Below are 10223 nucleotides of genomic sequence, written 5' to 3' on the forward strand. Positions count from 1 at the left end.
GAATTGTTATGTGTGGAATTACTGGATACATTGGACACAGAGATGCTTACCCTATTGTAATTAATGGGCTTAAGCGTTTAGAATATAGAGGTTATGATAGTGCTGGAATTATGATGTATGATGGAGATGTTATTCATTTATCAAAAACCAAAGGAAAGGTTTCCGACTTAGAATTAATTACAAATAAAGAGGAGAAAAGAAAAAAAGGTAAAATAGGAATTGGACATACACGCTGGGCCACTCATGGTGTACCTAATGATGTAAACTCACACCCTCATTTTTCTCAATCTAGAGATCTCGTAATCGTTCATAATGGTATTATTGAAAACTACGATACTATTAGAAAGGAATTAATTTCAAGAGGTTATGAATTTATAAGTGATACCGATACTGAGGTTTTAGTCAATCTTATTGAAGAAGTAAAGAAAACTGAAGGATGTAAACTAGGTAAAGCTGTTCAGTTAGCTTTAACTAACGTAATTGGTGCATATGCAATTGCTGTTTTTGACAAAACTAAACCTAATGAATTAGTAGTAGCTAGACTAGGAAGTCCTATTGCTATAGGTATTGGAGATAATAATGAAGAGTTTTTTGTAGCTTCTGATGCTTCTCCTTTTATTGAATATACAAAAAATGCTATTTATCTTGAAGATGGTGAATTAGCTATTATTAAAAAAGGTAAAGGAATTAAAGTTCGTAAAATTGATAATGATAAAGAAATTGATGCGAACATCCAAAAGCTGCAATTAAGCCTTGATCAAATTGAAAAGGGAGGTTATGAGCACTTTATGTTAAAAGAAATTTATGAACAGCCCAAAGCTATTATAGACACTTACAGAGGCAGAATGTTAGCCAACGAAGGGATTATCAAAATGGCAGGTGTTGATGATAATATGTCTAAATTCATAAATGCAGACAGGATTATTGTTGTAGCTTGTGGTACTTCATGGCATGCTGGTTTAGTTGGAGAATATCTTTTTGAAGATATGGCTCGTATTCCTGTTGAAGTGGAATATGCTTCAGAATTTAGATACCGTAACCCTATTATTACTTCTAAAGATGTAGTGATTGCTATTTCTCAGTCTGGAGAAACTGCAGATACGTTGGCTGCAATAAAATTAGCCAAATCTAAAGGAGCATTTGTATTTGGAATTTGTAATGTAGTTGGTTCTTCTATCGCTAGAGAAACTCATGCTGGCGCTTATACCCACGCTGGTCCAGAAATTGGAGTTGCTTCAACCAAAGCATTTACAACACAAATTACGGTACTTTCTTTAATTGCTTTAAAACTAGCCCAAGCTAAAGGAACTTTATCAACATCTGTAGTAAATACTTATTTACAAACGATGCAACAAATTCCTGCTCAGGTTGAAAAGTTGTTGCAAATTGATGATCAAGTAAAAGAAATAGCAAATATTTACAAAGACGCTAAAAACTGTTTATATTTAGGTAGAGGATTTAATTTCCCTGTAGCTTTAGAAGGAGCTTTAAAGTTAAAGGAGATTTCATATATTCATGCTGAAGGATATCCGGCTGCAGAAATGAAACACGGACCTATTGCCCTTATTGATGAAAACATGCCTGTTTTTGTTATTGCAACAAGTAGAGGTCATTATGAAAAGGTAGTGAGCAACATTCAAGAAATTAAATCTAGGAGCGGAAAAATAGTAGCGATTGTTACAGAAGGCGATGAAACAGTTAAAGAAATAGCCGATTATGTTATTGAAGTTCCAGATACTGAAGAAGCTTTTTCTCCTTTATTAACAACAATACCATTTCAGTTACTGTCTTATCACATAGCTGTTATGTTAGGTAAAAATGTTGACCAACCTAGAAATTTAGCAAAATCGGTTACTGTTGAATAACCTAACTTAAACCAAAATACAAATCCTGAGAACTTTCTCAGGATTTTTATACCTCTTTTTCAAAAGTAATATATACAGGAAAATGGTCTGAAAAACCTCCTTTATAAAAAGGACCTATATAGCTTCTAAATGGACTTCCTTTATATTTTCCCTTATATATTCTTAACCAATCTTTTTTAAATATTTTAGCTCCTAAAAAAGTATGATCGCTTTTTTCTGTATCGAAAAACACCTTTGAAAACATAATTTGGTCAAATAAATGCCATTTTTTATAATGTGTAGTTGTACCAAACCCTCTTTCATGCAACTCTTTCATAGGGTTATACAAATCATTTGACATTAAATACTTCTCAACACTCTTATCATGTGGATTATCATTAAAATCTCCCATAACAATAAACTTAGAAGTATCATCTTCTTTCTTAATATCATCAATAACACCACGTGTTAATTCTGCAGCCTTAATTCTATTATCTTCAGTTTGTTTCTCACCTTCTCTTCTTGAAGGCCAATGGTTAACTAAGACATAAACTATTTCATTATTTAAAACTCCTTTTACAACCAATAAGTCACGTGTATAGTCTACCTCCCCTTTATCATCTGTTAGCAATAAACTATGTGTTTTAGAAGAAATAACATCAAAAAAATCGTTATTATACATAAGTGCAACATCTATTCCTCGTTCATCTGGTGAATCATAATGTACATACTTATAATTAAAGTTTAATAAATTTTTATTTCTAGTTAAGTCTTTGACAACTTTGGCGTTTTCAACTTCAACAAGCCCTATAACAGCAGGAGGATATGCAGATTGATTGCTTCCTAATTGACTTATAACCGAGGCAATCTTACTTAGCTTTCGATGATATTTTTTTTTGTTCCATCTCAATCTACTGCTCGGTGTAAAATCATCATCATTCGTTTTGGGGTTATCTGTTATATCAAATAGGTTTTCAACATTATAAAAAGCTACTGTATACCTATTTCTTCTTTTACTTGTTGACATTCGTAAACATATTTATCTCTCGAAAATACGAAAATATATAGAGCATATAACATAAGGCTAACATTACAAATTAACAGATTGAACGAAAAACTATAATTAGCTTTATTAATTTTAATAAAAAAGGGTTAACACTTAAAAACTCATTAATAAAAAGAGTTAAAAAACAAAGAAATGGTCAATATTAACTAGATGTAAATCAGCTATAAAACTAGTATTTGATTTACCTTAAAACAATATTTTATTAATCAACAAAAAACAAGTAGATTCTTCATTTACAATACTTTTACAACAAGAAATTATAACTTATAATAAACCCAAAATCTTAAAAAATGAAAAAATTATTTGTACTTGTATTCGTTACTTTAATGAGTACTTCATTAGTATTTTCAACAAACGAAAACCCTACTAAAGAACAAATTAGAACAAAAATTGTTGAGCTATTAGGTAAGCCTAATTTTATTCTTGACAATGAAGTAAAAACTACCATAGAGTTTTTAATAAACAAAGACGGAGAAATCGTTATTTTAAATGTTAACTGCGATACTGAACAAATTTGTCATTATGTAAAAAGCAGATTAAATTATAAATTTATAAATAACGAATTAAAGATAAAGAACAATATCTATAAAATGCCTTTAACTATACAAAAGAGCAACAATTAGTAATTATTTATCAAATTGATCTTCCCTTATTAAACTAAAAAGCCTCATAGAGTTTCTATGAGGCTTCTATTTTATAATTTCTATGAATAGTATTATACTACTCCTTGGTCTAACATTGCATCTGCTACTTTTACAAAACCAGCTACATTTGCTCCCTTAACATAGTCAACATATCTGTCTTCTTGTGTTCCATATTTCACACAAGCTTCATGGATATTATTCATTATTCCGTGTAATTTACTATCTACTTCTTCACGACTCCAAGATAAACGTAACGAGTTTTGAGACATTTCTAAACCAGATGTTGCAACACCTCCTGCGTTTGACGCTTTACCTGGTGCAAATAAAATTTTTGCTTTTTGGAATACCTCTATAGCTTCTGGAGTAGATGGCATATTTGCTCCTTCAGCAACACATATACATCCATTATCTACTAATATTTTTGCTTCTTCACCGTTCAACTCATTTTGAGTAGCACATGGTAAAGCTACATCACATTTAGTTCCCCATGGACGCTCTCCTTTAAAAAATTTAGCAGATGGGTATTGTTTAACATACTCACTTATACGACCACGCTTTACATTCTTTAGCTCCATTACAAAAGCTAATTTTTCAGCATCAATACCAGCTTCATCATAAATATATCCTGATGAATCAGACATAGTAACTACTTTAGCTCCTAATTGAGTTGCTTTTTCTGTTGCGTATTGTGCTACATTTCCAGAACCAGAAACAACTACAGTTTTTCCTTCAAAAGTATCTCCTTTAGTTTTAAGCATATTCTCTGCAAAATACACATCGCCATAACCTGTAGCTTCAGGACGTATTAACGACCCTCCCCAAGTTCTTCCTTTACCAGTTAAAACACCTGTAAATTCATTGCGTAAACGTTTGTATTGACCAAACATATAACCAATCTCACGACCCCCTACACCAATATCACCAGCAGGCACATCAGTATCAGGACCTATATGACGTGCTAACTCAGTCATAAATGATTGACAAAAAGCCATTACTTCACGATCAGATTTTCCTTTAGGGTTAAAGTCAGACCCACCTTTTCCTCCACCCATTGGTAAAGTTGTTAATGAGTTTTTAAAAACTTGCTCAAACCCTAAGAATTTTAAGATTGATAAGTTTACTGATGGGTGAAAACGTAAACCTCCTTTATATGGCCCAATAGCTGAGTTAAACTCAACTCTATAACCACGATTTACTTGTGTTTCTCCGTTATCATCAACCCAAGGTACTCTAAACATTAATGTACGCTCTGGTTCTACCATGCGTTCTAGTAATTTTTTACCTTGATATTTTGGATTGTTTTCTATAAACGGAATTACAGTTTCTGCTACTTCATGTACAGCTTGCAAAAACTCTGGTTCATATGTATTACGTTCTTTTACGTAATCCATAAATGCTTGTATCTTAGATTCCATAAACTTAGTTGTTGTTCTGTTATTTTATAATATTAACAATTTTACCATGCAAATATAATTAATTTACAATTCGTTAATTTCTATTTATACCTTTATTTTATCTATTTCACTAAGGTTTTAGCAAACCGTTTAAAAAGCACTTATTTTTTCGTAAAAAAGCGTAAATTTGCACCTTAACTTTTGGAAAGATTATGTTAGATAAAGTAAAAGAATTGATTGGAGAAGTAAATGCTTTTAGCACTACTTCGAAAGAAGAAATAGAAATATTTAGAATTAAGTATTTAGGAAGCAAAGGAATTTTAAAAGATTTATTTGCTGAATTTAAAAATATACCTAACAACCAAAAGAAAGAATTTGGTCAAACTATTAATTTACTTAAAAGTTCTGCTGAAGAAAAAGTAAGTATCTTAAAAGAAGCCATAGAAAATGCGGTTGAAGAAAAAGGTATTTATGGAGATTTAACTCGTCCTTCTGAGCCTATTAACTTAGGTTCACGTCACCCAATTTCTTTAGTAAAAAATAAAATTATTGAAGTTTTTAATCGTATTGGTTTTACCGTTTCTGAAGGGCCTGAAATAGAAGATGATTGGCATAACTTTACTGCTTTAAACTTACCAGAATATCATCCAGCACGTGATATGCAGGATACTTTCTTTATTGACAAGAATCCTGACACTTTATTAAGAACACATACCTCATCAGTGCAAGTACGTTATATGGAAAACAACGAACCTCCAATTCGTACAATATCTCCAGGTCGTGTTTTTAGAAACGAAGATATTTCTGCTCGTGCACATTGTATTTTTCATCAAGTAGAAGGATTATACATTGATACTGATGTGTCTTTTGCTGATTTAAAACAAACCTTATTATACTTTACCAAAGAAATGTTTGGTAAATCTAAAATACGTTTACGTCCGTCTTATTTCCCTTTCACTGAACCAAGTGCTGAAGTAGATATTTATTGGGGATTAGAAACTGAAACTGACTACAGAATTACCAAAGGAACTGGTTGGTTAGAAATTATGGGGTGTGGTATGGTAGACCCAAATGTATTAAAGAATTGTAATATCGATCCTACAAAATATAGCGGTTATGCTTTTGGAATGGGTATTGAGCGTATTGCAATGTTGTTATACCAAATTCCTGATATCCGTATGTTCTATGAAAATGATAAGCGCTTTTTAGAGCAGTTTAAATCTATTATTTAACCTCCATGAAACGTTTAATTCTAATTATTTTATTAGGAATTTTAAACAGCAAAGCCTCTTTTTCTCAAAAAACTTTTATTGAGAGTTCTGGAGATATACTACAAATAGGAATTCCGGCAATTGCTTTTGGTTCTACGCTTTTAATTAAGGCAGACGACAAACCTCATTGGCAATTTGTAAAAGCCTTTGGTACCTCATTTGTGGTTACACATGCTCTTAAAAGAATTATAAATAAAAAGCGTCCTGACGGTGGGCTTCACAGTTTTCCTTCCGGGCATACTTCAGCAGCATTTACTGGAGCTGCTTTTATTCAAAAAAGGTATGGATGGAAATATGGTGTTCCTGCTTATTTATTAGCTAGTTATGTAGGATACTCGAGGGTTTATGCTGACAGACATGATATATATGATGTAGCCGCGGGTGCTGCTATTGGTATAATAGCATCGTACTTGTTTACAAAGCCTTATAAAAAAAATAATGCCATTTTTTTAAGTGGTACGTTTAACAAAAACAACATACTACTTAGTTTAAATTATTCTCTTTAAAAATGAAAAAAGATATTACAATTCCTGAAGTAACAGGTGTAGAAATCGCTGTAGTTATAGAAACCAATGAAATTGACGGTAAAGAGGATTGGAATGTATATATTCTAAACAAGAAGGATGTTGACCTAGAAATGGTGGTAATTGTTTCTCAAGGATTCTCAGATACTAAAACTACTTCTGTTTTCCGAAGAAAAATAGACAAGCTTCCTGCAAATAGTTATCAAAAATTTGAGTTAATGCAACCTGAATTATTTGATTTAGATAATCGTTTTCAGGTAACTTTTTTTGAAAATAACAGACTACACGATAAAACCTTTATTTTTCAAGCAGAAACAATTCAAGAAGGTTTTTTGAGGGATATCGAATTCTTAGGAAAAAGAGGAATCGTTTGTAAGTAAATAAATTACATATAAAATTCACAAAAGAACGATAGTTGTTAATTCACAGCTATCGTTCTTTCTTTTGCTTTCACTTTTAGTACTTTCGCTTAAAATATCACTTTATGTTTGCAAGCATTCAAGACTTAGTTACTCAATTTTCTTCTTGGGTATGGGGAATTCCTTTATTAATACTACTTATTGGTGGAGGTCTGTACCTATTTATATATTCAGGGCTAATTCCTTTTAGGTATATCGGACATGCCGTTGCTATTTTAAGAGGAAAATATGACAAAGCTGATTCTCCAGGAGATTTATCTCACTATGAAGCTTTATCATCTGCTATTGCCGCTACAGTAGGAATGGGAAACATTAGTGGAGTTGCCATTGCTATTGCAACGGGAGGTCCTGGGGCTATTTTTTGGATGTGGGTGAGTGCTTTTGTAGGTATGGCGACTAAATTTTTTACCTGTAGCTTATCCATAATGTATCGTGGAACAGATGAAAATGGAAATGTAAAAGGTGGCCCGATGTATGTAATTACAGAAGGATTGGGAAAGAAATGGAAACCATTAGCCTTATTCTTCTCTGCTGCAGGATTGATAGGAACGTTACCTGCTTTTCAAGCGAACCAATTAACACAAACTATAATTGATGTTTTTCAAGTACATGAAACCAACCATTTTACAGCTAAATTATTATTAGGTATCACCACTGCCATTATTGTATCTATGGTGATTTTTGGAGGAATTAAACGAATTGGTAATGTTGCTGGAAAATTAGTTCCTGTAATGGTTGTAGTGTATCTTCTTACTGTTTTAACTATTTTGCTTTTAAGGCTAGAACAGGTTCCTGCGATTTTTTCCTTAATTTTTGAAGATGCCTTTACAGGAAAATCCGTTTTAGGAGGTGCTTTAGGAGCTCTGATTATTACAGGAGTAAAACGAGCTGCTTTTTCTAACGAAGCTGGTTTGGGTACTGCCCCAATGATGCACGGAACAGCGAAAACAAAAGAGCCTATTCGTGAAGGATTGGTAGCCATGTTAGGACCAGCTATTGACACCTTGTTAGTTTGTTCTTTGACTGCACTAGCTATTTTGGCTTCGGGAGTTTGGAAAGGTTTTGAAGGCAACGGAATTTCAATGACATTAGCTGCGTTTGATGCTGTACTTCCTCACAATATAGGAAGCGTTATTTTAACCATATGTGTATTAATTTTCGCTTTTTCAACACTGTTTACCTACTCTTTTTACGGATTGAGTTGTTTGAGCTTTTTAACCAATACAAAAATTGGAAAAAATTACAACTACATTTATATTTTTACGATTGCAGTCGCTTCTATCATCAAATTAGACTTTGTAATTAACTTAATTGATAGTGCCTATGCTTTGATGGCAATTCCAACAGTAATTTCAACCTTAATCTTAGCACCAAAAGTAAAAAAAGAAGCTACAAAGTATTTTCAGAAGTTAAAGACTAATTCTTTTTAATAAGCTTTAGCTCTTCTGTAATTTTAGAAGATAAAGAATCTATTTTTTTAGATGTCTCTTTTATATACTCTTGATGATTTGTTGAATCTTTTACTATATCTAACGTTGTTTTGGTTGAGTTGATATACCAATCTTTCCATGCTGAAATAATTGATAGTTGTGTTGATAATGAATCGCCTTTTTTTAATGCTATTTCACTTTGTTTCTTTTCTTCTTGAAGCCTTGATATAGCTACTTTTTCAATATTTAGTAATATTGATTTAGCCGTGGTATCGTTCGCATTTAGTAAAGTATAAGCAGAAGCTAACGAAGATACTTCTACGTTTTTTAGCGTTTTTTGAGACACTTTATCTATTCGATCGTTATCTGTATGATAAAATTGGTCAGTAAAGTGCCAAAACAAAACACTAGGAATGTTTCTCTTTAAAAAAGGTACATGATCACTTCCTCCTTCAAACGGATTTGTATTCACTACCCAATTTGTTCTTTTTCCTTGTTCTTTAAATTTATCAATTAAAAAATCATTTAAATAATGCGGAGTCATTTCTTCAAGCTTCATTTTTTGCCCTCCCCATTCAGTGTGTTTATCGTTACCTCTTGTCCAAATCGCACTAGGATCGGGCATTTTTTCAATTAAAAAAGTCCCTCCTGTTTTATTGGTGTCTTCCCCTACCATGTCTAGAGAAATTCCCCATTTAATATTTTTTGCTCTTATCGTATCTTCTTTCACATACCTGTTTGTTGAAATAATTTCATCTCCCCATAAAAAAGTTAAAGTTCTGTTAGGTACAAATATGTTGTTTTTAATAAGCTCTGCAGTAAGTGTGGCCATCTCTAAAGCAACTCCAACACCTGTAGCATTATCGTTTGCTCCAGGTTCTTGTATATGAGCACTAAAAACCAAACGCTCTTTAGGATACTTATCCCCTTTTATATCGGCAACAATTGTTAACTCTTCTGATGGATAAATATTAGTTTCAATATGTACATCTAGAAAAACTTTTCCTTTTAACAATGCTGCCTTTAATTCTTCTTTAGCCTTGTAAGACATGGCAATTGCCCAAGATTTAACCTCTTTATTTAATGGGATAGTTCTAAATTGAATAGAAGTAGTATTTTTCTGAGGTTGTAAGTATTTTGGGTTGCTATAGGTTATAAGACCCAAAGCACCACTTTTTACAATAGCTTGATTAAATATTCTATGAGGGCTTGTTTCAGCAAAAACAATTTTCCCTTTAACATCTAACTCTTTCAACTTTTTTAAGTTTTTAACGTAAACAACCTCTGCATTAACTCCCTCTTTAGGTGTACTGTAAGAATTTAAAGCAATCATATTTCTATTGGTGCTATGTTGTAAAAGAGGAATATCTTCTCCAACTATTTTTACAGAAGCATTCACAGATTCCCAAGTAGGCTTTTTTAAGGGTCTTTTTTCTATTCTGTGTCCCGTCCTGAAATAAGTTGACACAAAATCGACTTATTATGAGTAAAGGAGTAAACAAGCGGGTTAAGCGCACCCAACGCGATTACAATTTAGGCTTTAAATTAGCCTTAGTAGCCGAGGTAGAAAAAGGCAACTACACCTATAAGCAGGTACAAAAAGTCTATGGTATTCAAGGTAGGAGTACTGT

Annotated in this window: 9 protein-coding genes and 1 pseudogene; 7 read left to right on the forward strand and 3 right to left on the reverse strand. The window is 32.4% G+C overall.

Annotation, left to right across the window (positions count from 1 at the left end; translation table 11 throughout):
- The first annotated feature begins 8 nt into the window (after positions 1-8).
- Positions 9-1865 carry a glutamine--fructose-6-phosphate transaminase (isomerizing) gene (glmS, locus tag ACKTSW_RS01555; RefSeq protein WP_408023513.1) on the forward strand — a complete coding sequence of 619 codons (1857 nt, stop codon included), beginning with the start codon at positions 9-11 and terminating at the stop codon, positions 1863-1865.
- Positions 1866-1911: 46 nt separating this feature from the next.
- On the opposite strand, the gene ACKTSW_RS01560 is transcribed toward glmS, so the two are convergent.
- The gene (locus tag ACKTSW_RS01560) at positions 1912-2871 is read right to left on the reverse strand and encodes an endonuclease/exonuclease/phosphatase family protein (RefSeq protein ID WP_408023514.1); all 960 of its coding nucleotides are present in this window, start codon (positions 2869-2871) and stop codon (positions 1912-1914) included.
- 329 nt (positions 2872-3200) lie between these two features.
- On the opposite strand from ACKTSW_RS01560, the gene ACKTSW_RS01565 reads away from it, so the two are divergent.
- Positions 3201-3533, forward strand: a complete 333-nt coding sequence (locus ACKTSW_RS01565) for a hypothetical protein (protein WP_408023515.1) — start codon at positions 3201-3203, stop codon at positions 3531-3533.
- A gap of 92 nt (positions 3534-3625) precedes the next feature.
- Here the strand turns inward: ACKTSW_RS01565 and gdhA are convergent, their stop codons facing one another.
- A complete protein-coding gene (gdhA, locus tag ACKTSW_RS01570) occupies positions 3626-4969 on the reverse strand; it encodes an NADP-specific glutamate dehydrogenase (RefSeq protein ID WP_408023516.1) in 1344 nt (447 codons plus the stop codon).
- Positions 4970-5160: 191 nt separating this feature from the next.
- Here gdhA and ACKTSW_RS01575 point away from each other — a divergent pair, with 191 nt between their 5' ends.
- From ACKTSW_RS01575 to ACKTSW_RS01590, 4 genes are all read left to right on the forward strand, one after another.
- A complete protein-coding gene (locus ACKTSW_RS01575) occupies positions 5161-6180 on the forward strand; it encodes a phenylalanine--tRNA ligase subunit alpha (protein ID WP_408023517.1) in 1020 nt (339 codons plus the stop codon).
- A 5-nt stretch (positions 6181-6185) separates the two neighbouring features.
- Complete coding sequence (locus ACKTSW_RS01580) at positions 6186-6725, forward strand: phosphatase PAP2 family protein (protein ID WP_408023518.1); 540 nt, start codon at positions 6186-6188, stop codon at positions 6723-6725.
- A gap of 2 nt (positions 6726-6727) precedes the next feature.
- Positions 6728-7123, forward strand: coding sequence for a hypothetical protein (locus tag ACKTSW_RS01585; protein WP_408023519.1), 396 nt, complete (start codon positions 6728-6730; stop codon positions 7121-7123).
- Positions 7124-7227: 104 nt separating this feature from the next.
- Positions 7228-8592 carry an alanine/glycine:cation symporter family protein gene (locus ACKTSW_RS01590; protein WP_408023520.1) on the forward strand — a complete coding sequence of 455 codons (1365 nt, stop codon included), beginning with the start codon at positions 7228-7230 and terminating at the stop codon, positions 8590-8592.
- Here the strand turns inward: ACKTSW_RS01590 and ACKTSW_RS01595 are convergent.
- On the reverse strand, positions 8579-10060 hold the full coding sequence (locus ACKTSW_RS01595) for a M28 family peptidase (RefSeq protein WP_408023521.1): 1482 nt from the start codon (positions 10058-10060) through the stop codon (positions 8579-8581). The genes ACKTSW_RS01590 and ACKTSW_RS01595 overlap by 14 nt on opposite strands.
- A 14-nt stretch (positions 10061-10074) precedes the next feature.
- On the opposite strand from ACKTSW_RS01595, the pseudogene ACKTSW_RS01600 reads away from it, so the two are divergent.
- A pseudogene (locus ACKTSW_RS01600) lies at positions 10075-10223 on the forward strand (IS3 family transposase); the annotation flags it as partial.

It is taken from the genome of Tenacibaculum sediminilitoris, assembly GCF_964513795.1.
GTDB classification, from domain to species: Bacteria; Bacteroidota; Bacteroidia; order Flavobacteriales; family Flavobacteriaceae; genus Polaribacter; species Polaribacter sediminilitoris.

Coding starts and splice junctions, on each gene's coding strand:
- gdhA (WP_408023516.1), bottom strand. CDS start 4,969: ATGGAATCTAAGATACAAGCATTTATGGATTACGTAAAAGAACGTAAT.
- glmS (WP_408023513.1), top strand. CDS start 9: ATGTGTGGAATTACTGGATACATTGGACACAGAGATGCTTACCCTATT.
- ACKTSW_RS01560 (WP_408023514.1), bottom strand. CDS start 2,871: ATGTCAACAAGTAAAAGAAGAAATAGGTATACAGTAGCTTTTTATAAT.
- ACKTSW_RS01585 (WP_408023519.1), top strand. CDS start 6,728: ATGAAAAAAGATATTACAATTCCTGAAGTAACAGGTGTAGAAATCGCT.
- ACKTSW_RS01575 (WP_408023517.1), top strand. CDS start 5,161: ATGTTAGATAAAGTAAAAGAATTGATTGGAGAAGTAAATGCTTTTAGC.
- ACKTSW_RS01565 (WP_408023515.1), top strand. CDS start 3,201: ATGAAAAAATTATTTGTACTTGTATTCGTTACTTTAATGAGTACTTCA.
- ACKTSW_RS01590 (WP_408023520.1), top strand. CDS start 7,228: ATGTTTGCAAGCATTCAAGACTTAGTTACTCAATTTTCTTCTTGGGTA.
- ACKTSW_RS01580 (WP_408023518.1), top strand. CDS start 6,186: ATGAAACGTTTAATTCTAATTATTTTATTAGGAATTTTAAACAGCAAA.